This window comes from Tsukamurella pseudospumae, from assembly GCF_001575195.1.
GTDB lineage: Bacteria > Actinomycetota > Actinomycetes > Mycobacteriales > Mycobacteriaceae > Tsukamurella > Tsukamurella pseudospumae.
The window spans coordinates 17,638-39,665 of the sequence record NZ_LSRF01000023.1 but is presented as its reverse complement, the minus strand read 5'-3'; the positions used below and the strand labels follow the sequence as shown (position 1 = coordinate 39,665).

22 protein-coding genes, 1 tRNA gene, 1 pseudogene and 1 riboswitch are annotated in these 22,028 nt (G+C 70.2%); of the genes and pseudogenes, 14 read left to right on the top strand and 10 right to left on the bottom strand.

Going from position 1 to position 22,028, the window contains the following annotated elements:
• Positions 1-25 precede the first annotated feature (25 nt).
• Complete coding sequence (locus tag AXK60_RS10075; RefSeq protein WP_139057864.1) at positions 26-1,447, bottom strand: neutral zinc metallopeptidase; 1,422 nt, start codon at positions 1,445-1,447, stop codon at positions 26-28.
• Between the two features lie 46 nt (positions 1,448-1,493).
• On the opposite strand from AXK60_RS10075, the gene AXK60_RS10070 reads away from it, so the two are divergent.
• Both AXK60_RS10070 and AXK60_RS10065 read left to right on the top strand, forming a co-directional pair.
• The gene (locus AXK60_RS10070; protein WP_082777946.1) at positions 1,494-3,137 is read left to right on the top strand and encodes a DUF2207 family protein; all 1,644 of its coding nucleotides are present in this window, start codon (positions 1,494-1,496) and stop codon (positions 3,135-3,137) included.
• Positions 3,138-3,171: 34 nt separating this feature from the next.
• The gene (locus tag AXK60_RS10065) at positions 3,172-4,791 is read left to right on the top strand and encodes an ABC-F family ATP-binding cassette domain-containing protein (protein ID WP_068571010.1); all 1,620 of its coding nucleotides are present in this window, start codon (positions 3,172-3,174) and stop codon (positions 4,789-4,791) included.
• 93 nt (positions 4,792-4,884) lie between these two features.
• Here AXK60_RS10065 and clpX read toward each other — a convergent pair whose 3' ends face one another.
• The 4 genes from clpX to tig form a co-directional block, all read right to left on the bottom strand.
• On the bottom strand, positions 4,885-6,159 hold the full coding sequence (clpX, locus tag AXK60_RS10060) for an ATP-dependent Clp protease ATP-binding subunit ClpX (protein WP_068571009.1): 1,275 nt from the start codon (positions 6,157-6,159) through the stop codon (positions 4,885-4,887).
• 186 nt (positions 6,160-6,345) lie between these two features.
• Entirely contained in the window at positions 6,346-7,008 is a 663-nt protein-coding gene (locus tag AXK60_RS10055) for an ATP-dependent Clp protease proteolytic subunit (RefSeq protein WP_068571008.1), read from the bottom strand.
• Between the two features lie 18 nt (positions 7,009-7,026).
• Positions 7,027-7,620 carry an ATP-dependent Clp protease proteolytic subunit gene (locus AXK60_RS10050; protein WP_175399982.1) on the bottom strand — a complete coding sequence of 198 codons (594 nt, stop codon included), beginning with the start codon at positions 7,618-7,620 and terminating at the stop codon, positions 7,027-7,029.
• 137 nt (positions 7,621-7,757) lie between these two features.
• Positions 7,758-9,179 carry a trigger factor gene (tig, locus tag AXK60_RS10045; RefSeq protein ID WP_068571007.1) on the bottom strand — a complete coding sequence of 474 codons (1,422 nt, stop codon included), beginning with the start codon at positions 9,177-9,179 and terminating at the stop codon, positions 7,758-7,760.
• 168 nt (positions 9,180-9,347) lie between these two features.
• On the opposite strand from tig, the gene AXK60_RS10040 reads away from it, so the two are divergent.
• The 3 genes from AXK60_RS10040 to AXK60_RS10030 all read left to right on the top strand — a co-directional run bounded on the left by AXK60_RS10040 (position 9,348) and on the right by AXK60_RS10030 (position 11,181).
• Positions 9,348-9,734 (top strand): DUF1304 domain-containing protein, encoded by a 387-nt coding sequence (locus AXK60_RS10040; RefSeq protein ID WP_068571006.1) that lies wholly within the window; start codon positions 9,348-9,350, stop codon positions 9,732-9,734.
• A gap of 63 nt (positions 9,735-9,797) precedes the next feature.
• The gene (speG, locus tag AXK60_RS10035) at positions 9,798-10,319 is read left to right on the top strand and encodes a spermidine N1-acetyltransferase (protein ID WP_068571005.1); all 522 of its coding nucleotides are present in this window, start codon (positions 9,798-9,800) and stop codon (positions 10,317-10,319) included.
• A gap of 106 nt (positions 10,320-10,425) precedes the next feature.
• Positions 10,426-11,181: a YoaK family protein gene (locus AXK60_RS10030; RefSeq protein ID WP_082777945.1), complete on the top strand. Its 756-nt coding sequence runs from the start codon at positions 10,426-10,428 to the stop codon at positions 11,179-11,181.
• Here the strand turns inward: AXK60_RS10030 and AXK60_RS10025 are convergent.
• On the bottom strand, positions 11,132-11,668 hold the full coding sequence (locus AXK60_RS10025) for a winged helix-turn-helix transcriptional regulator (RefSeq protein ID WP_068746801.1): 537 nt from the start codon (positions 11,666-11,668) through the stop codon (positions 11,132-11,134). The two genes, AXK60_RS10030 and AXK60_RS10025, sit on opposite strands and share 50 nt — an antisense overlap.
• Before the next feature lie 88 nt (positions 11,669-11,756).
• Between AXK60_RS10025 and AXK60_RS10020 the strand changes: the two genes are divergently transcribed.
• The 3 genes from AXK60_RS10020 to AXK60_RS10010 all read left to right on the top strand — a co-directional run bounded on the left by AXK60_RS10020 (position 11,757) and on the right by AXK60_RS10010 (position 14,300).
• Positions 11,757-12,458, top strand: a complete 702-nt coding sequence (locus AXK60_RS10020) for an SDR family oxidoreductase (RefSeq protein ID WP_068571004.1) — start codon at positions 11,757-11,759, stop codon at positions 12,456-12,458.
• A gap of 29 nt (positions 12,459-12,487) precedes the next feature.
• Positions 12,488-12,913 (top strand): tautomerase family protein, encoded by a 426-nt coding sequence (locus AXK60_RS10015; RefSeq protein WP_068571003.1) that lies wholly within the window; start codon positions 12,488-12,490, stop codon positions 12,911-12,913.
• Between the two features lie 67 nt (positions 12,914-12,980).
• Positions 12,981-14,300 (top strand): MFS transporter, encoded by a 1,320-nt coding sequence (locus tag AXK60_RS10010; RefSeq protein ID WP_068571002.1) that lies wholly within the window; start codon positions 12,981-12,983, stop codon positions 14,298-14,300.
• Positions 14,301-14,312: 12 nt separating this feature from the next.
• Here AXK60_RS10010 and AXK60_RS10005 read toward each other — a convergent pair whose 3' ends face one another.
• The gene (locus AXK60_RS10005; RefSeq protein ID WP_068571001.1) at positions 14,313-15,215 is read right to left on the bottom strand and encodes an NADP-dependent oxidoreductase; all 903 of its coding nucleotides are present in this window, start codon (positions 15,213-15,215) and stop codon (positions 14,313-14,315) included.
• Between the two features lie 177 nt (positions 15,216-15,392).
• Between AXK60_RS10005 and AXK60_RS10000 the strand changes: the two genes are divergently transcribed.
• The 5 genes and pseudogenes from AXK60_RS10000 to AXK60_RS27800 all read left to right on the top strand — a co-directional run bounded on the left by AXK60_RS10000 (position 15,393) and on the right by AXK60_RS27800 (position 19,596).
• Positions 15,393-16,670 carry an ATP-binding protein gene (locus tag AXK60_RS10000; RefSeq protein WP_068571000.1) on the top strand — a complete coding sequence of 426 codons (1,278 nt, stop codon included), beginning with the start codon at positions 15,393-15,395 and terminating at the stop codon, positions 16,668-16,670.
• A gap of 189 nt (positions 16,671-16,859) precedes the next feature.
• Positions 16,860-17,603: pseudogene (locus AXK60_RS09995) on the top strand (uracil-DNA glycosylase); the annotation flags it as partial.
• A 27-nt stretch (positions 17,604-17,630) separates the two neighbouring features.
• Complete coding sequence (locus AXK60_RS27615) at positions 17,631-17,999, top strand: DUF488 domain-containing protein (protein ID WP_175399984.1); 369 nt, start codon at positions 17,631-17,633, stop codon at positions 17,997-17,999.
• A 57-nt stretch (positions 18,000-18,056) separates the two neighbouring features.
• Complete coding sequence (locus tag AXK60_RS09990) at positions 18,057-19,454, top strand: L-lactate MFS transporter (protein WP_068570999.1); 1,398 nt, start codon at positions 18,057-18,059, stop codon at positions 19,452-19,454.
• Positions 19,455-19,467: 13 nt separating this feature from the next.
• Positions 19,468-19,596 carry an MFS transporter small subunit gene (locus AXK60_RS27800; RefSeq protein WP_280512885.1) on the top strand — a complete coding sequence of 43 codons (129 nt, stop codon included), beginning with the start codon at positions 19,468-19,470 and terminating at the stop codon, positions 19,594-19,596.
• A gap of 30 nt (positions 19,597-19,626) precedes the next feature.
• On the opposite strand, the gene AXK60_RS09985 is transcribed toward AXK60_RS27800, so the two are convergent.
• From AXK60_RS09985 to AXK60_RS09975, 3 genes are all read right to left on the bottom strand, one after another.
• Positions 19,627-19,947, bottom strand: coding sequence for a hypothetical protein (locus AXK60_RS09985; RefSeq protein ID WP_068570998.1), 321 nt, complete (start codon positions 19,945-19,947; stop codon positions 19,627-19,629).
• Positions 19,948-19,966: 19 nt separating this feature from the next.
• Positions 19,967-20,632 (bottom strand): DUF1361 domain-containing protein, encoded by a 666-nt coding sequence (locus AXK60_RS09980; RefSeq protein ID WP_068570997.1) that lies wholly within the window; start codon positions 20,630-20,632, stop codon positions 19,967-19,969.
• Positions 20,633-20,753: 121 nt separating this feature from the next.
• Positions 20,754-21,578, bottom strand: a complete 825-nt coding sequence (locus AXK60_RS09975; protein WP_068570996.1) for a bifunctional 5,10-methylenetetrahydrofolate dehydrogenase/5,10-methenyltetrahydrofolate cyclohydrolase — start codon at positions 21,576-21,578, stop codon at positions 20,754-20,756.
• Positions 21,579-21,592: 14 nt separating this feature from the next.
• Positions 21,593-21,679, bottom strand: a riboswitch (ZMP/ZTP riboswitch).
• 90 nt (positions 21,680-21,769) lie between these two features.
• Between AXK60_RS09975 and AXK60_RS09970 the strand changes: the two genes are divergently transcribed.
• Positions 21,770-21,843, top strand: a tRNA-Pro gene (locus tag AXK60_RS09970).
• The last annotated feature ends 185 nt before the right edge of the window (positions 21,844-22,028 follow it).

Here is a 22,028-nt window from a genome sequence, read left to right as displayed (position 1 = left end):
GGTGTTCCGCCGGGCGGGGCTGTGCTCACGCCACGTCGTTCGACGACGCCGCCCACGTGTTGCACCGCGCCAGTCGATTCGTCTGGTAGCCGGTGTTCCACCAGCCCTGAGCGTGGGCGCTGGTCCCGTGGTCGCGGTCGGAGCCGGGCTGGTCGCCCCGCTCCTGGTCCTCGAACGCCGTCCGGTAGTCGCGGCTGGTGAACTGACCACCGGTGTCACTCACCGACTTCACCAGCATCCCGCTGAAGCACTGCGCCTGCAGCTCGGTGCGGCGCGAGACCTCGAGCCCGCGGTCCGAGGTGCGGCCGTACTGCCGTTCCAGCCGCACCTCGGCGGCGAGGATGCCGGTCACCCGCTGCACGTGGTGCCCGTACTCGTGCGCGAAGACGGACAGGTAGATCACCGGCTGGTTCCCGTAGCGGTCCACCTCCAACCCACTCGGCGGCATGTAGAGGGTCTCGTTCGAGGGGCAGTAGAACGCCGCCACGTTCTCCGTCGCCAGATCGGTCGTGCCGCACGGCGAGGAGAGCTTCGTACCGGACGGCACGAGCACGGTGGGCTTGCGGTAACTCAGTCCGGCGCCCTCGGTCGCCGACTGCCAGGCCCGGTCCAGGCACGGCGCGATGCTGTCGAAGAAGCGCTTGCCCGCAGCGCTGTCGGAGGGCCAGCCCGTCGCGGTGCACGGCTGGGTCGGCAGCCCGGCGTTCGCATTCGCGAACAGCGGATTTCCCTGGAGCGCAGCCGTTCCCGTGGGGGTCGAGCCGGCCGACACGGACGAGCCGGTGGTCCCGCGCTGCGAGGTCGTGCGCGTGGTGGCGGCCGGGGGCGTCGAGGTGGCCTCCGACGTGGTGACGGGGCCGCCCGGCGCCCCCGTGGGCGACGCACCCGTGTCCACCGTCGACCTGCCCGCCAGCGCGAGCACCGCGACGCCCAGCAGCAGAGCGATCAGCACCACGATCGCGACGACCAGCACGGCGACCCACGGTCCGCCGCCGGAGCGCACGGGCGGGAGCGGCGCCCACGCCGGCGCCCCGTAGCCGACGGGGCGCCCGTACCCGACGGGTGCCCCGTTGCCGGCGGGCCCGCGGTACGGGGCGGGCATCGACCACTGGGCGGGAGGCACGACGCGGGGCGGCGCCGCGGGGACCGGTCGCTGCGGGACGGGCCGATACGCGGGCTGCGCGACCTGCGGCCGAGGGACTCCGGGGCGCGCGGCTCCGGGGCCGTAACTCGGGGCGTAGGGACGGACCGGGCCGGCCGGGCGGGGCGGCACCGTCGGCCTGCGGACGCCGGCGGAGATGCGGTACTGACCCGAGAGACCGTGCGCGGGTGCGGGACGTGGGGCCTGCGCGGGCGGCGGGACGGGGACCCGGCGCGGCGGCGGAGGCCCAGCGGGCGTGCCCGGGCGCGGGTAGCCGCGGCCCCGCGGATCGTACGGATTCCCCACGTCTGCGCCCCTCTCCACCCCTGGACGTCCGTTATCGTACCTAGCCATGTGGGAGGACAGAGGGATGCGTGGTGCGGGGCTGCTCGGCAGGCCGGCGGCGATCGTGCTCGTGGGCCTGCTGGCGGCATTGTTCGCCGTCGCGCCCGCAGCGGCCGATCCGAACGGCGTCGGGGTGGACGTCGCGATGGACCTCCGCGACGACGGCACGCTCGGCGTGACGACGACGATCACCGCCCCTACGGGTCGCGCTGTGGCGCAGCGACTCCCGCTCGACGTGCAGGTCGAGGGCTCCCGGATCCAGCACTTCACGGTGTCCGACGTGAAGGCGGACAACGGCACCGCCGCTGTCGCCGACGGCGCACTGCAGGTCTCCGCGCCGGGCGGCACCACGAAGGTCACGTACACCGTGCGCGGCACGGTGGAGAACGGCCCGGAGCTGCAGCAGTTCACCTGGCCGATCGCCGCTGGGTACACCGTCGACCTCGAACGCCTCACCGCCACGTTCGGCTCTCCGGCCTCCGCGCCGGACTCCCCGCTGTGCGGCATCGGCAGTCCCGGCGAGCGGCGCCTGTGCTCCATGACCGAGACCGACGCCACCGGGCACGTCTCCATGCAACAGACCGGGCTGCCGAAGGGCAAGGCCGCGGTCTTCACCGTGCTCCTGCCCGCGCGCACGGTGAAGGCGGACGCGAGGTTCACCTCCGCGGCCCCGTCCCGCGCCGCCGAGCCCGGTACCGCAGCGCTGATCGCACTGTCGCTGGGCACCGTCCTCGCCCTGGCAGCGGCCGGGTTCGCGCTGCTGCGCCGCCGCGCCGACGACGCGGCGGCCGAGTCCGCGGGCCCGACTGCCGACCTGCTCGTCCCCGCGGGCGCTGCGGGTGGGCGGGCCGGCACCGTCGCCTTCGCCTCGCCCGACGGTGTCCTCCCCGGCCAGGTCGGTGCGCTGGTGGACGGCCGCGTGCGCCCGTCCGACATCGGCGCGACGGTGCTCGACCTCGCGGTCCGCGGCTACCTCTGGATCGCCCAGCTGCCGGGCGGGGACTACCAGATCTCCCGCCGCGCGCCGCTCGACGACGCCGTCTCGCCCACCGAGCGCGCCGTCGTCGACGCGATCCTGCCGGACGGCGCCGAGTCCACCACGACCGGCGAGCTCACGGGCGGCGCCCGGCCCGTGGCGCTGTCCGGTGCCCGATCCGCGGCCCGCGCGTCCGTGATCGAGCGCGGCTGGGTCCGCGCGCTCCACCGGGCGCGCCGGACGGCGCTCGCCTTCGCGGTGGCCGAGGTGGGCGCGATCGCGGCGCTGATCTGTGCGTTCGTCGGGGCGACGGTGCTCTGGGCGCTCGCCGTGATCATCCTCGGACTGGGTCTGACGGTGGCCGCCCTCCTGCTCCCGGAGCGGACCGTCGCGGGCAGCCGCCTGGCGGCCGGCGTGGGCGGGATGCGGCAGTACCTGATCGCGACGAACGTCGGCGCGCTGCCGCCGGAACAGCGCGCACAGCTCTTCGAGCGGGGCCTGCCGTACGCGCACGCCTTCGGCGACCTGCGGGGATGGGTCGGGACCTGGGGCGGCACCGTCGGAGCGCCCCTGGACTGGTACCGCTCCGCGCAAGGCCCCGTCGCCGGTCTCACGACGCTGGGCGCCGTCCTCGACGGCGTCGCGGCGCAGGCGGCGGCCGGGGAAATCGACTAGCGTCCACGCGGCCGCCACGTCCAGAATAGGACGAATGGGGCATCTCGAGGCGACGCACGTGGAGTACTACCTGCCGGACGGACGGGCGCTGCTCGGCGACGTCTCGTTCCGGATCGGCGACGGTGCCGTCGCCGCCCTCGTCGGCCGCAACGGCGCGGGCAAGACCACCCTGTTGCGCCTCCTCGCGGGCGAATTGGAGCCGCACGGCGGCACGGTGACCTCGAGCGGCGGTGTCGGGGTGATGCCGCAGTTCATCGGGTCGGTGCGCGACGACCGGACGGTCCGCGATCTACTGCTGTCCGTCTCCCCTCCGCGACTGCAGGCGGTGGCGCGCGAGCTGGACGCCGTGGAGCTGGTGCTCATGGACGACGACGGCGACGCCAACCAGATCCGCTACGCGAACGCGCTGACCGACTGGGGCGACGCCGGCGGCTACGCGGCCGAGACGCTGTGGGACGCGTGCACCGTCGCGGCGCTGGGCGTGCCCTACGACCGCGCGCAGTGGCGCGGGCTGACCTCGCTGTCCGGCGGCGAGCAGAAGCGGCTGGCGCTGGAGGCACTGCTCCGGGGTGACGCGGAGGTCCTCCTCCTCGACGAGCCCGACAACTACCTGGACGTGCCGGGCAAGGAATGGCTCGAGGAGCAGCTGCGGCAGACGCCCAAGACCGTGCTCTTCGTGAGCCACGACCGGGAACTGCTCTCCCGCGCGGCGACCCGGATCGTCGCCGTCGAGCCCGCCCCCGGCGGATCGGACACCTGGGTGCACGGCGGGGGCTTCGCCACCTTCCACCGCGCCCGCGACGAACGCTTCGCCCGGTTCGACGAGCTCCGGCGACGCTGGGACGAACGGCACCAGCAGCTCAAGAAGCTCGTCCTGACGCTGCGCGAGCAGGCGAAGTTCAACGACGGCATGGCATCCCGGTATCAAGCCGCGCAGACGCGGCTGCGGCGCTTCGAGGAGGCCGGGCCGCCGCCGGAGCCGCCGCGTCGGCAGGAGATCACCATGCGCCTGCGGGGTGGGCGGACCGGGGTACGCGCGGTGACCGCGAAGCAGTTGGAGCTCACGGGCCTCATGCAGCCCTTCGACCTCGAGGTGTTCTACGGCGAGCGGGTCGCGGTCCTCGGGTCGAACGGCTCGGGCAAATCGCACTTCCTGCGGCTCCTCGCGGGTGAGGACGTGGCGCACACCGGCACCGCGGCGCTCGGCGCTCGCGTGATCCCGGGCCACTTCGCGCAGACGCACGCGCATCCGGAGCTGCAGGGCCGGACGCTCGTGCAGATCCTCCGCGAGGAGCACGCCGCCGACCTCGGGCGATCCATGCCGGCGCTGCGCCGGTACGAGCTGCACGGGCAGGCGGACCAGCGGTTCGAGAGTCTGTCCGGTGGACAGCAGGCCCGGCTCCAGGTGCTGCTGCTCGAGTTCGCGGGGACCACCGCCCTCCTGCTCGACGAGCCGACCGACAACCTCGACCTGGAGAGCGCCGAGGCGCTGCAGGACGCATTGGAGGCGTACGAGGGCACGGTGCTGGCCGTCACGCACGACCGGTGGTTCGCGCGCTCGTTCGACCGGTTCCTGGTGTTCGGGTCCGACGGTGCCGTGCGCGAGGCCGCGGAGCCCGTCTGGCGCGAGGCGCGGGTGCAGCGCACGCGCTGACCGGGCGTCGGCGCCGCGGTGACGCGGTGACGCGGTGACGCGGAAACGACTGCGCCCCCGACCGGTTCCGGTCGGGGCGCGGTCGACGCGTGGTTACGCGCTCTTCTCGCGGCGCTCGTGCGAGCGCTTGCGGGGCACGATGGTGGGCAGCACGTTGTCGCGCACCGTCTCCCCCGTCACGACGACCTTCGCCACATCGTCGCGCGACGGGATGTCGAACATCACGGGGTTGAGGACCTCTTCCATGATCGCGCGGAGCCCGCGGGCTCCGGTGCCGCGATGGATGGCCTGATCGGCGATGGCACCGAGGGCGTCCTCGTCGAACTCGAGTTCCACGCCGTCCATCTCGAACAGGCGCTGGTACTGCTTGACCAGGGCGTTCTTCGGCTCCGAGAGGATCGAGACCAACGACTCCTTGTCCAGGTTGGACACCGACGCGATGACGGGGAGGCGGCCGATGAACTCCGGGATCAGGCCGAACTTGATCAGGTCCTCGGGCAGCACGTCGGCGAAGTGATCGACGGTGTCGACCTCGCTCTTGGTGCGCACCTCGTTGCCGAACCCCAGGCCCCGCTTGCCGATCCGGTCGCCCACGACCTTCTCGAGCCCGGCGAAGGCGCCCGCCACGATGAACAGCACGTTCGTCGTGTCGATCTGGATGAACTCCTGGTGCGGGTGCTTGCGGCCACCCTGCGGCGGGACGCTGGCCTGCGTGCCCTCGAGGATCTTCAGCAGCGCCTGCTGCACGCCCTCGCCGGACACGTCGCGCGTGATCGACGGGTTCTCGCTCTTGCGGGCGATCTTGTCGACCTCGTCGATGTAGATGATGCCGGTCTCGGCGCGCTTGACGTCGTAATCGGCGGCCTGGATCAGCTTGAGGAGGATGTTCTCCACGTCCTCGCCGACGTAACCCGCCTCGGTGAGCGCGGTGGCATCGGCGATGGCGAAGGGCACGTTGAGCATCTTCGCCAGCGTCTGCGCCAGGTAGGTCTTGCCGCAGCCGGTGGGGCCGAGCATGAGGATGTTGGACTTCGCCAGCTCCACGCTCTCGCCGCGCGCGTCCTTGCGCTCGCCCGCCTGGATCCGCTTGTAGTGGTTGTAGACCGCGACCGCGAGGTTCCGCTTGGCCGAGTCCTGCCCGATCACGTAGTTGTCCAGGAAGTCGCGGATCTCGACCGGCTTGGGCAGCTCGTCCAGCTTCACATCGCTGGACTCCGCGAGCTCCTCCTCGATGATCTCGTTGCACAGGTCGATGCACTCATCGCAGATGTACACGCCGGGACCGGCGATCAGCTTCTTGACCTGCTTCTGGCTCTTTCCGCAGAAGGAGCACTTCAACAGGTCTGCGCCGTCCCCGATCCGTGCCATGCCGTGCCCTACTTCCCTTGCCGATGACTGGTCTGCCCGCAGTCCCGAGGGCAGCCGACGTCTGATGTCGACGGTACCCGCGAACCGAATTCCCGGCGACCGATATGAACAGCTTGCTGCAGGTGGCGCCGGGGGCCGCGGAACCCGCTCACGCGGCGTGTCGCGGCCCCCGGTCACCTGCTCGAATTACTTGGCGGACGCCTTGCGGTACGGGAACACCGTGTCGACGATGCCGTACTCCTTGGCCTGGTCGGCCGTCAGGATGTTGTCGCGGTCGGTGTCCTTGCGGATCCGCTCGAAGGTCTGGCCGGTGTGGTTCGCCAGGATCTCGTCGAGACGGTTGCGTACGCGCTCGATCTCGGCCGCCTGGATCTCCAGGTCCGAGACCTGCCCGCGAGCCCCGCCGCCGCTGCGCGGCTGGTGGATCAGCACCGTCGAGTTGGGGAGCGCGGCGCGCTTGCCCGGCGTACCGCCGGCCAACAGGATGGCCGCCGCGGACGCCGCGGTGCCGAGCACGACGGTCGCGACGTCGCAGTGGACGTACTGCATCGTGTCGTAGATGCCCAGCGCGTCGTAGACGCTGCCGCCGGGCGAGTTGATGTACAGCGTGATGTCGCGGTCCGGGTCCTGCGACTCGAGCACCAGCAGCTGCGCCATCACGTCGTTCGCCGAGACCTCGTCGACCTGGGTCTTGAGGAAGATGATCCGCTCGTCGAAGAGCTTGGCGTACGGGTCCATGACCCGCTGCTCACCGTTGGCGGCGCGCTCGAAGAACTGCGGAATCGTGTAGCGGGACTGCGGCGGCAGGTGCAGGCCCTGCGCCGTGTTCTGGGGGAAACCGTCGGTCATTGAAGTGAAGTCCTCTCGCTACTTGACGGCGCTCGCGCGGCTGACGACATGGTCGACGAAGCCGTAGTCGCGGGCCTCCTCGGCCGTGAACCAGTTGTCGCGGTCCGCGTCGGCCTCGATCTTCTCGATCGGCTGGCCGGTGAACTGCGCGTTGAGGCGGTTCATCTCGATCTTGGTCTTGCGGTAGAGCTCGGCCTGGATCGCGATGTCGGCCGCGGTGCCGCCGATGCCGGCGGACGGCTGATGCATCATGATGCGCGCATGCGGGAGCGCGTAGCGCTTGCCCTTGGCGCCGGCGGCGAGCAGGAACTCGCCCATCGACGCGGCCATGCCCATCGCGTACGTCGCGACATCGCACTCGACGAACTCCATGGTGTCGAAGATCGCCATGCCGGCGGAGATGCTGCCGCCGGGCGAGTTGATGTAGAGGTTGATGTCCTTGGTCGGATCCTCCGCGGACAGCAGCAGCATCTGCGCGCAGAGCTGGTTCGCGATGTCGTCGTTCACCTCGCTGCCGAGGAAGATGATCCGCGACTCCAGGAGGCGGCTGTACACCGAATCGTTGAGGTTCAAACCGGCGAGTCCGGTCCGCATGATGGGGTTGGAGGTCATCCGCTGCTCCCTGCCTTTCTTTGCTGACATCGACACTAACGAACGCACGGGGGCGGAACGTCCCCCGGCGCGCCCGGCTCCGCTGAGGGCAGAAAGCCCCGCAGCCGGATCCGGCTGCGGGGCGATCCCTGGTCGAACTACTTCTCGTCGGTGGCGGAGCCCTCGGCGGTGATCTCCTCGGCCTCGGCGACGACGGCCTCCTCGGAGGCGGCCTCCTCGGCGAGCTCCTCGCCGGCGTCGTCACGGTCGAACAGTGCCTTGGTGTCGACGGCGTTGCCGTCGGCGTCCTTGACCGTCACCTCGAGCACGACGTCCGCGAGGCCCTTGCCCCGGCGGACCTCCTGGAACAGGGCGGGCAGCTGCCCGGCCTGCTGGATCTGCTGGATGAACTCGGCGGGCTGCACGCCGTAGCGCTGCGACTGGAAGAGAATGTGCTCCTGCAGCTCCTGCTGGTCGACCTGCACGTCCTGGGCGTCGGCGATCGCGTCGAGCAGCAGCTGGACCTTCACCTGCTTCTCGGCCGACTCGCGGGCCTGGTTCTCGAACTCCTCGCGCGTGGTGCCCTGCGCCTTGAGCGCGGTCTCGAGGAGCTCCTCGTTGTGGCCCACCTGGTGCAGCACGTCGTGCACGTTGGCGTCGGTCTGCTCCTTGACGACCGCCTCCGGCAGCGGCACCTCGACGGACTCGAGCAGCTTGTCGAGCACGGCGTCGCGGATGTCGGCGGCCTGGCCCAGCCGCTTGTTCTGCTCGACGCGCTCACGCAGGTCGGCGCGCAGCTCGTCGACGGTGTCGAACTCGCTCGCGAGCTGGGCGAACTCGTCGTCCAGCTCGGGCAGCTCGCGCTCCTTGACGGAACCGACGACGACGGTGACGTCCGCCTCCTTGCCCGCGAACTCGCCGGCCACGAGGGTGGTCGGGAAGGTCTTCGACTCGCCCGCCGACAGGCCGACGACGGCCTCGTCGAGCCCGTCGATCAGCTGGCCGTTGCCGACCTCGTGCGACAGGCCGGTGGTCTTGGCGTCCTCGACGTCCGCGCCGTCGACGGTGGCCGACAGGTCGATGGTGATGAAGTCACCGGTCTCGACCGCACGCTCGACGCCCTTGAGGGTGCCGAAGCGGGCGCGCAGGCCCTCGATCTGCTCGTCGACATCGGCGTCCGTGACCTCGAGTGACGGGACCTCGACCTCGATGGCCGAGTAGTCGGGCAGCGTGATCTCGGGGCGCACGTCGACCTCGGCGGTGAACGAGAAGGTCTCGCCGTACTCGAGCTTGTCGATGTCGATCTCGGGCTGTCCCAGGGCCTTGACCTCGGAGTCGAGGACGGCCTGGCTGTACTTGCCGGGCAGCGCGTCGTTGATGACCTGCGAGAGCACGGCGTCGCGGCCGACGCGCGCCTCGATCAGCTTCGCGGGGGCCTTGCCCTTGCGGAAGCCGGGGATGTTGACCTGCTGCGCGAGCGTCTCGTAGGCGCGATCGAAATCGGGCGCGAGCTCGTCGAAGGGAACCTCGACACTCAGGCGGACGCGAGTCGGGCTCAGCTGCTCGACGGTGCTCTTCACTCGTTCTCCTCGGGTTGGTATCAGCAGGAGGCCGCCTGATGTGCGGTTTCCTGCGGGCAGCACGGGGCCCCGTCGGGCCCACGGCACTCGGACAATCGTACGCGACGGTGCCGGGCCGGTTCAGGCCGGGAGGGTGGCGGACGGGCGGTCATCGGCCATGATGAACACATGATCCCCGCCGGACTCGTTCTCGCCGCCGTCGCGGCGCTCGTGCACTGCTTCATCTTCTACCTGGAATCGATCGCGTGGACGTCGCCGCGATCGCGTGCGACCTTCGGCACGACGGCAGAGACGGCGGAGATCACCCGGCCTCTCGCCTTCAATCAGGGCTTCTACAACCTGTTCCTGGCGATCGCGGTGTTCCTCGGCCTCGCGCTGTTCGGGCCGCAGCGCGCCGTCGGCGCGACCCTGATCCTCGTGGGCGTCGGCTCGATGCTCGCGGCGGCCCTCGTGCTCGCCCTCTCGGACCGGACCAAGCTCCGCGCGGCGGCGATCCAGGGCTTCGCGCCGCTGCTCGCGGTGGTGTTCCTCGGCATCGGGCTGGCTGCACAGTAGGGGCGCATCCCCGGGAGGCGGACCCACTGGCGATCGGCCCCACGGCGGCCTAGCGTGGACTCCATGACCGTCCAGCTGCGCGCGATGGAACGCACGGACCTGCGGTTCGTGCACGGCCTGTTCAACGACCGGGCAGTGATGTCGTACTGGTTCGAGGAGCCCTTCGACGCGTTGGCCGAGCTCGAGGACATCTACGAGCGGCACATCCACGACGAGCGCGAGCGTCGGTTCATCATCGAGAACGACGGGCTGCCGGTGGGCCTGGTCGAGCTCGTCGAGATCAATGTCATCCACCGGAACTGCGAGTTCCAGATCATCGTGGCGCCGGCGCAGCAGGGGCGCGGCTACGCGAGCATCGCCACCCGCAGGGCGCTCGACTACGCGTTCCGGATCCTCAACCTGCACAAGGTGTACCTCTACGTGGACGTGGCCAACGAGAAGGCGGCGCACGTCTACGAGAAGCTGGGGTTCACCGAGGAAGGGCTGCTCCGCGAGCAGTTCTTCTCGAACGGCCGGTACCGCGATGCGCGGCTCATGGGCGTCTTCCAGCGCGACTTCCTCGCGGTGGACGACGCACCGGCGTGACCTCGGCCTCCCCCGGCTCGTGATGTGACCCGCCCTTGACGGGCGGCCGGGTGTGAATCGGTGCGGCCGTACGGCGAAGGATGCTTCCCGTCGGTAACCATGGGGAATGACCACCCCGACGGAGCAACAGCCCACGAAGCCGCAGCCCCGCCCGGTCGTCTCCCGGGACGCCGCGATCGGACCCGACGCACGCCTGTCCTGGCTCCTCGCCGGCATGGCGGGCATGGTCGGCGCGGTCGCCTTCCTGCACTCCGCGGGATACTTCGTGACCTTCATGACGGGCAACACCGAACGCGCCGTGCTCACGTGGTTCAAGGCGTCCGACGCGCAGCAGGTGGCCGGGGCGGGTGCGCTCGCGGCCACGGCGCTGATCGTCGCCTTCGTGATCGGTGTCGTCGTGGCGTCGATCTGCCGCCGCTACTTCTGGCAGAACCACGCGCACGGGCCGACGGTGCTCACCACCGCGGGCCTGCTGCTCGCGTCGGCGACGGATTTCGTTCTGGACGGCTTCGCGGAGCCCCAGGTGCGCTTCATCCCCATCCTGATCATCACCTTCTCGCTGGGCGCCCTGAACACCTCGTTCACGAAGAACGGCGAGGTCTCGGTCCCTCTCTCGTACGTGACGGGCACGTTGGTCAAGCTCGGGCAGGGTATCGAGCGGCACGCGACCGGCAACGGCACCGTCTTCGACTGGCTCGGTTACGCCCTCGTGTACGCGGGATTCGTCCTCGGCGCCGCGGTCGGCGGCATCATCGGCTCCTTCGTGACCGGCCCGCAGGTGATCCTCGCGGCGGGCCTTCTCTGCGGTGCGATCACGCTGGTGACCTTCCTGCACTCGGATCGCCGCAAGCTGCTGGGTTGACGCGCTCCGGCGCGCCCCACCGGTCCCGGTTGAGCCGGATCTCGATCGCGTCCGGGAGAACCTCCGTCCCGGCCGCGGCCGGCCTGGTCCGGACCGGCTCCCCCGACTCCGTGTCCACGAAGACGAGCGGCGCCCCCTCGGGTTGCAGGTGGGCGTCGCCGAACTGGATCAGCGCGAGGAACACCGGCAGCAGGTCCTGACCCGCCGCCGTGAGCCGATACTCCGCGCGGGTACGCGCCCCGGGCTCGCGGTACTCCGTCGCTGCGATGAGATCCGCCGAGGTCAGTTGTTTGAGCGCGCGCGACACCGCAGGGGCGGAGGTCTCCGTCCGAGTGACGAGATCGTCGAAGCGCGTCGTGCCGTAGAGGAGTTCCCGCACGACGAGGAACACCGTCTTCGTGGTGAGCAGGTCCAGCGTGCGCGCGGCCGAGCAGCCGTCGCCGATCGCCCAGGTACTTCGGTCCCGCAGTCGCTCCTCGAACTCCATCACCCGATCATAACTAACGCTTGCGTTACCCAGACGAAGATGCTTGAATCGAGCTGACTAACGTAGTCATTACTCAGAAGGAGCAGTCATGGTCGCCATCAAGGACGCCGTCATCGTCGTCACGGGAGGCAGACGGGGCCTCGGTGCCGCGCTGGTCGACGGGGCGCTGGCCCGCGGGGCACGCAAGGTCTACGCGACGGGGCGGGAGCCGTTCACCGATCCCCGCCCCGAGGTCGTTCCCGTCGCCCTCGAGGTCCGTTCGACGGAATCCGCCGAGGCCCTTGCGCGGCTCGCGTCGGATGCCGAGGTCGTGTTCAACAACGCCGGGATCATGACTCCCACACCACTGGCGACCGGCGAGCTCGCGGACATCGAGGCGATGTTCGACGTCAACGCGCTCGGCCTGCTGCGCGTGGCGCGGGCCTTCGCTCCGGTACTGGCGGCGAACGGCGGTGGCGCCCTCGTCGACATGCACTCCGTGCTCTCGTGGCTGTCCGGCTCCGGCGGTTACGGCGCGTCGAAGGCCGCCGCGTGGTCGATCACGAATTCGCTCCGTGTCGAACTCGCCGCGCAGAACACCCAGGTCGTCGGCGTGCACGCGGGCTTCATCGATACCGACATGGTGTCGGCGATCCCGGTCCCCAAGGCGACGCCCGACGAGATCGCCACGGCGATCCTCGACGGTGTCGCCACCGGCGAGGTGGAGATCCTCGCCGACGAGATCACGACCATCACGAAGGCAGCCCTCTCCGGCCCCGTCGAAGCCCTGACCTTCCCCGCCGGCGCCTGACCCGACCAATCCGAACCGAAGGAATCATCATGCCGCTCTGGAACATCCACCACACGCCCGATGTCTTCACCGCCGCCGAGAAGGAATCGCTCGCCGCAGCGATCACCGATCAGTACGCGGCGATCGGCCTGCCGCGCTTCTACGTCGTCGTCCTCTTCCACGAGGTCGCACCACAGGACTTCTTCATCGGCGGCACCAGCGCCCCGGTCGCGGTGCGCATCGCGATCGACCACATCGCCCGCCACGCCGCCGATTCGACCAGTCGGACACAGATCGCGCAGTGGGTGCGCGGGATGGTCGCACCGTCGCTCGCCCGGCACCCCGACCTGCAGTGGGAATTCCATGTCGACGACACCAGCGAGGAGATGTGGATGATCAACGGCCTCGTACCCCCACCGGCGCAGTCCGAGGCGGAGCGGACCTGGGCGGAGACGAACCGGTCCTCGACGTACTGACGTCGATTACGGTCACCGCGAGCACAACCGGTGACGGGGACCCCGGACCGCCGATAGCTTCCGATCGGTGAGCACCGCCACCGTCGAACCCGTTCCCGCGCCCTCCGCTCCCGACCCTGCGCAGTTGCGGCGCGTGGTCGCGGCGTCGCTGCTGGGCACCACTGTCGAGTGGTACGACTTCTTCCTCTACTCGACCGCGGCATCGTTGGTCTTCACCAAACTCTTCTTCCCGGAGACGAGTTCGTTCGTGGGAACGATGCTCAGCTTCGTCACGTTCGCCGTGGGCTTCGTCATGCGTCCGATCGGCGGTCTCGTCTTCGGGCACGTCGGTGATCGGATCGGCCGGCGGCAGACCCTCGCGCTGACGATGCTGCTGATGGGTGTGGCGACGGCACTGATGGGCGCGCTCCCCACCGCCGGCCAGGTGGGTGTCCTGGCCCCGATCCTGTTGCTGCTGCTGCGGATCGTCCAGGGTTTCGCGCTCGGCGGGGAGTGGGCGGGCGCGGTCCTGCTGGCCGTCGAGCACGCGCCCGAGGGCCGCAAGGGCCGATTCGGTGCGGTCCCGCAGGTGGGTCTCGCGCTCGGCCTCGGACTCGGCACCGCCGTCTTCGCACTGCTGCAAACGGTTTTCGACGACGACCAGTTCCTCCGGTTCGGGTGGCGGATCGCCTTCGCCGTGTCGATCGTGCTGGTGGTGATCGGCGTCGCCGTACGGCTGGCGGTCGACGAGACCCCCGCGTTCGTGGCGGCCCGGGCGACGTTGGACACCACCCGCACGCCCCTGCGTCAGCTGCTGGGCGATCCCGTGTTGCGCCGCAACACGATCGCCGGGTGCCTCGCGCGGTGGGCCGAGGGTAGCGCGTTCAACACGTGGGGCGTCTTCGCCATCACCTACGCCACGGCGACGCTCGCGATGGACAAGATCGGGGTACTGCTCGCCGTGACCGCGGCCGCCCTCGTCATGGCCGCGGTGATCCCGTTCGCGGGCGCACTCGCGGACCGGATCGGGCCGGGCCGGGTGTACGGCACCGGCGTGCTGCTCTACGGCCTCGCGGTGTTCCCCGTGTTCGCACTGTTCGGGACCGCGTCGATCGCCTGGTTCACGGTGGGCCTCGTCGTGGTGTTCGGGTTCGTCCACGGCCTCTTCTACGCCGCGCAGGGCACCTTCTTCGCGAGCCTGTTCCCCACCGAGGTCCGCTACACGGGACTGTCCGTCGTGTACCAGTTCTCGGGTATCTACGCGTCGGGCCTGACTCCCCTCATCCTCACCGCCCTGATCCACGGGGCCGACGGTGCGCCGTGGCCCGCGGCGGGATATCTGGTCGCCACGGCCGCGATCTCGGTGGCGGCGACGGCGTGGATCAGACGGGTCGCTCGGCTCCCGTGAACGGGCACACCGTCATTCGCCGGGCACGAGCACGATCTTGCCGCGGAACCCGCCGCGCCGACTGAGCTCCTGCGCCCGCGCCACCTCCGCCAACGGGAAGGCCTGCACGTCCGGTACGCAGAAGCGGCCGGCGGCCAGGAGCACGCCGAGATCGTCCAACGCGTGCAGCGCACGCCCGCCGTCGCCGCGGCTGAAGACGACGCCGTACGCCGCGGCACCGTCGACATCGGCGACGGTGAGCACTCGATCCGGCCCGCCGGCCAGCAGGATCAGTTCCGGCAGAACTCCGTTGCCGGCGATGTCGAGGGCGCGATCGACACCGCCCGGCACCATCCGACGGACGCGCTCCACCACGCCCTCCCCGTAGGCGACGGGATCGGCGCCGAGATCGCGGACGTACTCGGCGTTCCGCGGTCCCGCGATGCCGATCACCCGCGCTCCCCGCGCCACCGCCAGTTGGACCGCGGCACTGCCGATGCCACCCGACGCGCCGTTGATCAGCACGGTCCCGCCCTGCACACCGAGCTGATCGAGGGCCCGGGTCGCGGTCTCGACGGCGGAGGGCAGGGCGGCCGCGGCCTGCGCATCGAGTCCGGCGGGAATCGGTGCGTAGTGCGCGAGCACCGCAAGGTCCGCCTGCGCCCTGCCGTCGGGACAGAAGCCGAACACCCGGTCACCGAGCATGGTGTCCGAGACTCCCTCGCCCACCTCGTCGACGACTCCGGCCGCCTCGTAGCCCAGGTACTGCGGTAGTCCCGGATCCATCAGGCCCTCGCGCTTCTTCCAGTCGCTCGCGTTCACCCCAGCGCCGAGCACGGCGATCCGCACTTCCCCCGGGCCCGGGTGCGGCGCCGGGATCTCGACGATCCGCAACACCTCCGGCCCACCGAACTCATCGAACCGCACCGCCCGCATCGCCGCCCCGCCCGTCCGCTCCGTACCCGGTGGCACAGTGTTCCGGTGCCCAGTGTCCTCCGCGATCGGTGGGACTCCCAACACCGCGACCCTCGGGGCGCGACCCCTGAGGCACCGTGGGTTCGGACCCGCAAAACCCACATGCGCACACATGTGACCCGTGCCACACTGCCACCCATGAGGCCACGCATCCGGGACTTCCACGACGACGACCTCGACACCGTCGTGCAGCTGTGGGAGGCCGCGCACCACCGCGGCACGACGCCCGTGTACTCGATGGCGGAGGTCATCGCGTCGTGTCAGCAGGACCACGCGATGGTCGCGACGGTGGACGATCGCGTGGTCGCCGTGGCGGTGGGCCGCGCTGCCCACGCTCAGGGGTGGATCGTGTTCTTCGACGTCGCCCCGGACATCGACCGTCGCGTCGCGGGCACGCTGCTCGACGCCCTGGAACGGCGGATGGCCCCGTTGGGGCTCGGCAAGCTCTCCGTCCTCACCTCGGGCGACGACGATGCCGCAGCCGCGTTGTCGGAGAACGGCTTCGAGATCCGCGATCCGGTGCGGTACCTGGAGCGCTCGATGCCCGTGCAGCGCCGCGAGCTCGACCTGCTCAAGGAGGTGGGCGGGCGGCTGCTGCCGCGGCACCTGTGGGACGGCGTGAGCGGCATGCGACAGGAGAAGGAGATGCTCGAGCAGCGCCTCGTGACGCCGCTCGCGCGACCGGACATGGCGGAGCGATTCGGCGTGATGCCGCCGCACGCGGTGATGCTTTTCGGTCCGCCCGGCACCGGGAAGACGACCTTCGCGAAAGCCGTCGCATCGCGACTGGACTGGCCCTTCGTGGAGCTCTTCCCCTCCCGCCTCGCCGACTCCCCCGGCGGCCTCGCCGGCGCACTGCGGTCCGCGTTCGAATCGATCGCATCGCTCGAGCACGCCGTGGTGTTCATCGACGAGGTGGAGGAGATCGCCTCGCACCGCCGCGGCGACCCGCCGTCACCCACGCAGGGCGTGACCAACGAGCTGCTCAAGCAGGTGGCGGAGTTCCGCGACCAGGAGGGTCGACTCCTGGTGTGCGCCACCAACTTCGTCCGCGCGCTCGACGACGCGTTCCTCCGGCACGGCCGGTTCGACTACGTCATGCCGATCGGGCTCCCCGACGCCGGCGCACGCTCCGCGATCTGGGGTCGCTACATCCCGGAGCACGTGATCGGTGCGATCGACATCGACGCCCTGACCGTCGCCAGCGAGGGCATGACCCCCGCCGACATCGAGTACGCGGCGCGGCGCGCCTCACAGGACGCCCTGGCCCGTGCGCTCGACGCCGAGGAAGGCGCCCCGCCCCAGGAGCTGAGCACCGACGACTACCTCGCAGCGCTGGGCGCGACCCGAGCCACGGTCTCGCCGGCGGTGGCCGCGGAGTTCTCGGAGGACATCGAGACCTACGCGCGCCTGTGACCGGGTCGTGCGCCGAGGAGCCGAGCGGGTGCACGATTTCGAATACTCGGCGAATCCTGCTATCCTTGTACTCAAGTTCGTGAGCGTGACTGTAAACCGCTCAGTGAAACAGAGGCCGGGGCGCGTTACAGGTGCCACCGGCCTCGCCCATATCCGGAGCACTTTCCTTCACAGCGATAGCCTCGAAGCATGCCCACGCGAGCCCGATCCACCCGACCGGAGGACGCACCGTCGGCGGCGGGAAGCGCACGGACCGTGCAGGAACTGGACGCACTGATCACCACCTGCCGGGCGTGCCCGCGGCTCGTCGCCTGGCGCGAGGAGGTAGCGCGGGTCAAACGCGCGTCGTTCGCGGACCAGACCTACTGGGGCAGGCCGATTCCCGGTTTCGGGCCGGTCGGCGCGTCGATCCTCATCGTCGGTCTGGCGCCTGCGGCGCACGGCGCCAACCGCACGGGCCGGATGTTCACCGGCGACCGCAGCGGAGACGTGTTGTTCGCCGCGCTGCACGCGGTGGGCCTGGCGAATCAGCCCACGGCCACCGCGATCGACGACGGCTTGGAACTCGTCGACACCCGGATCAGCTCCCCCGTCCACTGCGCACCGCCGGACAACAAGCCGACGCCGGAGGAGCGCCGCACCTGCTCACCCTTCCTGGCACGCGAATTCGAACTCCTCCCGACGGTGCGCGTCGCCGTCGTGCTGGGCGGGTTCGGCTGGCAGGCACTGTTCTCCGTGCTCGCGGAGGGCGGGTGGACGGTCCCTCGGCCCCGCCCGAAGTTCGGCCACGGCGCACGAGTGGACCTGCGGCACCCGGACGGACGCCGGCTCACCGTCCTCGGGTGTTTCCACGTGAGCCAGCAGAACACCTTCACCGGACGGCTCACACCGGCCATGCTGGAGGACGTGCTGCGGAACGCGAGGCGCATCGCAGCCGAGCGAACGACGGAAGGTGCGACAATGACTGTGCAGGTCAAGCGGGTGTACGAGGCCGAGGAGGCCACCGACGGGAAGCGGGTCCTCGTCGACCGCCTGTGGCCGCGCGGGGTCAGTAAGGACCGGGCCGACCTGTTCGAGTGGTGCAAGCAGGTGGCGCCGTCCACCGAGCTGCGCAAGTGGTACGAGCACGATCCGGCGAAGTACCCGGAGTTCGTGACGCGGTACCGCGCCGAGCTCGCGGAGCCCGAGGCGGCCGCGGCGTATGCGGACCTTGCGAAGCTCGTAGCAAACGGGCCCGTCACGCTGCTGACCGCGTCGAAGGCGGAGGGGATCAGTCAGGCGCACGTGCTGGCCGCGCTCCTCGAGGGCCGCGACCCGCTCGTACGTTGACGGTCCTAAGTTGCCGGACCGGCACCGTCGCACCCTCCGGGCTGCTAGTTTCGCGCAGTGGCCGCACTGTCGTTCCTCGATCGAGAGCACTCCGTCGCACCGCTGCACTACAACCGGTGGCTGATCCCCCCTGCGGCACTGGCGATCCACCTGTGTATCGGGCAGGTGTACGCGACCAGCGTCTACAAGGATGCACTGGTCAAGCACTTCGACACCGACAAGACGATGATCGGCGTGGTCTTCTCCATCGCCATCGTCATGCTGGGTCTCTCCGCCGCGGTGTTCGGCACCTGGGTCGACCGGGTCGGGCCGCGGCGCACCATGTTCACTGCGGCGAGTTGCTGGGGCGCGGGCTTCCTCATCGCCGCGGCCGGCATCGCGACCGGCCAGCTGTGGTTGCTCTACCTCGGCTACGGCGTGGTCGGCGGCATCGGACTCGGGCTCGGCTACATCTCGCCGGTCTCCACGCTGATGAAGTGGTTCCCCGACCGTCCAGGGCTCGCAACGGGCATGGCCATCATGGGATTCGGCGGCGGCGCCATGGTCGCCTCGCCCCTGTCGAAGGAACTGCTCGACTGGTACGGAGGTGCAGCGGCCGGCGGCAGCGCCGTGACCAAACTGTTCATCACCCTCGGCATCGCCTACTTCGTGGTGATGATGATGGGCGTCTTCACCATTCGCGTGCCCGCGCCGGGCTACCTGCCCGCGGGATTCGATCCGGCGGCCGCCACGTCGAAGTCGATGGTGAGCGCCGGGAACGTCTCCGCGGCCAACGCGATCAAGACGCCCCAGTTCTGGCTGCTCTGGATCGTGCTGCTGTGCAATGTGACCGCGGGTATCGGCATCCTCGAGCAGGCCGCCGACATGATCAAGGACTTCTTCCGCGACGGCTCGGGGGTGTCCACGGTGTCGGCGACCGTCGCCGCGGGGTTCGTGGGCCTGCTGTCCGTCGCGAACATGTCGGGCAGGCTCGGTTGGTCCACCACCTCGGACTACATCGGGCGCAAGCCGACGTACATGATGTACCTCGGCGTGGGAATCCTGCTGTACCTGGGGCTCGCGACCGTCGGCGCATCGTCGACGGCGCTGTTCGTACTGTTCTGCGCCGTGATCATCTCCTTCTACGGCGGCGGTTTCTCGACGGTCCCCGCGTACCTGAGGGACCTGTTCGGCACGTACCAGGTGGGCGCGATCCACGGCCGGCTCCTGACCGCGTGGTCGACGGCGGGCGTACTGGGACCGCTGATCGTCAACCGGGTGCTGGACTCGAAGAAGGATCGCGTCGACGCGACCGGCACAACGATCCCGCTCGAGGCCTCGGATTACCATCTGGCGCTGTACATCATGGTCGGCGTGCTCGTCGTCGGCTTCCTCGCCAACCTCGCCATTCGCCCCGTGTCCGCGCGCTGGCACGAGAAGGGCCCCGTCGTCGACGCCGTCGAAGCGGCCCACTGACAGGAGTGAACCCGTGACCGAGACCGAAGCCGCCCAGCGGCACACCGTCCAGCTCGTGGTGACCTGGGCCGTCGTCACCATCCCCCTGCTGTACGGCCTCTACAACGCCGTCGACGCCGCGCTGCAGCTGTTCCACGGCTGACTCGACCGTGCCAGAACCGCACGGGCCGGCTCAGCCCCTGCGGGACCACCAGCGGCGAGCCCGACGCGGCTCCGGCGGGATCAGGACCTCGCGAAAGCGGTCCGCGAACCCCGCGATCGCGCGCTGCTCGTCCTCCAGCAGTCCGCGATTCCCACTGGTGACCTCCAGGGCTATCGGCGTACCGGGCCCGACGCCGAGGTCGGCCCAGCACAGCGGCAGGTTCTGCGCGAGCAGGCGACGCCCGCCCACCACCAGGTAGATCCGCGACACGTACCGCGCGGACTCCCAGCTCAGCCTGTCTGCGCGGTCGGCGTCCAGGTAGCCGTCCGCGACGAATCGCTCCAGGTACACAGGCCCGACGGTACGCCGCTCACTCCCGGTCCGGGGCCGACTCCGTCGCGGCCGCGACCGGCGGCGTCAGGGAGAAGATCGTCAGGTACGCGAGCCCGAAGAACGCGGCCACCGCGGCCGCGACCCCGGTGGACTGAACGTACGAGAAGGGCGAGGTGACCCAGTCGAGCGTGGCGAAGACGACGGCGTCCGGCCGCGTCACCAGGTCCCACGAGTTCCAGCGCTGGAACCGCCCGATCACCACGCCGATCGCGCACAGCCCTACGCTCAACACCACCACGAGCCAGCCCCAGCGCGCGCCGAACTCGCGCTGCACGCGCCGGTGCACCAGCAGCATCGAGACGACGCCGAGCAGGATTCCCGTCCAGGCCGCGAACCCGTACTGCAGCACGTGCCGCCACATGTTCTCCCCGTCTCCCAGGTGCACGAGATCGGTGACCAGGTACGGCGAGTTGGGCAGGAACGCCAGCCAGCCCAGCCCGAGCGGAACGAGCGCCCAGCGGCGGCGCACCGTCGAGAAGCCCACCGCGAACAGCATCGGGATCCAGGCGAGGAAGAGGTTCCAGATGAGGAACCGGCTCGGGTACGTGAGCGGAGCCGCCGTATCGGTGGTCCCGAGGACCACGGTCAGCGCAGTCGTGGCGAGCAGGGAGGCCAGCAGCAGGGTGCCGCGCGTTCTCGTCATCCGACCAGTTTGCCAGCCTGCAGGAGATGGTTAGCAGCCGTCAGTTCCAGCGGACAATCCGTTCCGTGGCCGTGTGGACGGCGGGCCGGGTGCGGATATCGTCGAGCTCCTGTCCGGATCGTTACTCACGGGCACATTGTTCAGCGGCATCGACGGTGTGCGCCAGGAGCATCGAGATCGTCATCGGTCCGACTCCGCCCGGCACCGGCGTGAGGACACCCGCCACTCCCACCGCGTCCGGCGCGACATCGCCCGGGGTGAAGCCCGCGTCGACGACGACCGCGCCGGGACGGATCATTTCCGCCGTGATCAGGCCCGGCCTTCCGGCTGCCGCGACCACGACGTCGGCACGACCGGTGTGCGCGCCGAGATCCCTCGTGCGGCTGTGGCACACCGTGACCGTCGCATCGCGTTCGGTGAGCATCGCCGCCAAGGGTTTCCCCAGGATCGCGGATCGGCCCACGATCACCGCGTCCGCACCCGCGAGCTCCACGCCGTGATGGTCCAGCAGTGCGACGATCCCCGCGGGCGTGCAGCTCCGGTGGCCGGGTCGCCCGAGCGCCGCGGCGGCGAAAGCCGCGGAACTCGTCCCGTCCACGTCCTTCGCGAGCGGGATCGCGTCGAACGCGGCGCGTTCATCGATCTGTGGTGGAAGCGGGTGTTGGAGCAGGATGCCGTGCACATCCGGGTCCTCGGCGAGGCCGGCGAGGACCGTCAGGAGGGCTGAGGTGGACGTCTCCGCTGGAAGGTGCACGTGCTTCGAACCGAGCCCGAACTGCGCACAACGACGTCGTTTCATCTCGACGTACTTCGCCGATCCGGGATCATCGCCGACGAGGACCGTGGCCAGGGTCGGCACGACCGTCAGCCGGGCGGCTCGCGCAGCGGTCGCGGCGTTCATGCGCCGCGCGGGGTCGCTGCCGGACAGAATCGTGGTTACGGGCATGGGCGCCTCCTGGGTCGAACTGCCCAGGCGCGCGGCACGGATGCTCCGGTGGGCCGCTCCCCACTGGTGTCCCAGCTGATGCGCCAGTCACGGCCGCCGCCCACATTAGCGCCCTCGGGCCGGTTCCGCCGATACGAGCGCAGTCGGAGTCCTCCCTGCAGGTACTCTCTACCTGGTCGCGCGAGCGATCACGGGATGTGGCGCAGCTTGGTAGCGCATTCGCTTTGGGAGCGAAGGGTCGCAGGTTCGAATCCTGTCATCCCGACACAACACGCCGGCGCCACGGCGCCCGAGGCACTTCAGTAACGATTCGGCCCTCCTCCGAGATAGACCGGAAGTACGCCGTACCCCGATCCGTCCTGCACGGCGCTCCGTGCCGATTGTGCGCGCCCATCGTCCACTGTTGGCCCGAGCCGGTGCACGAGCGACGATCCCCGACGAAGGAGGACC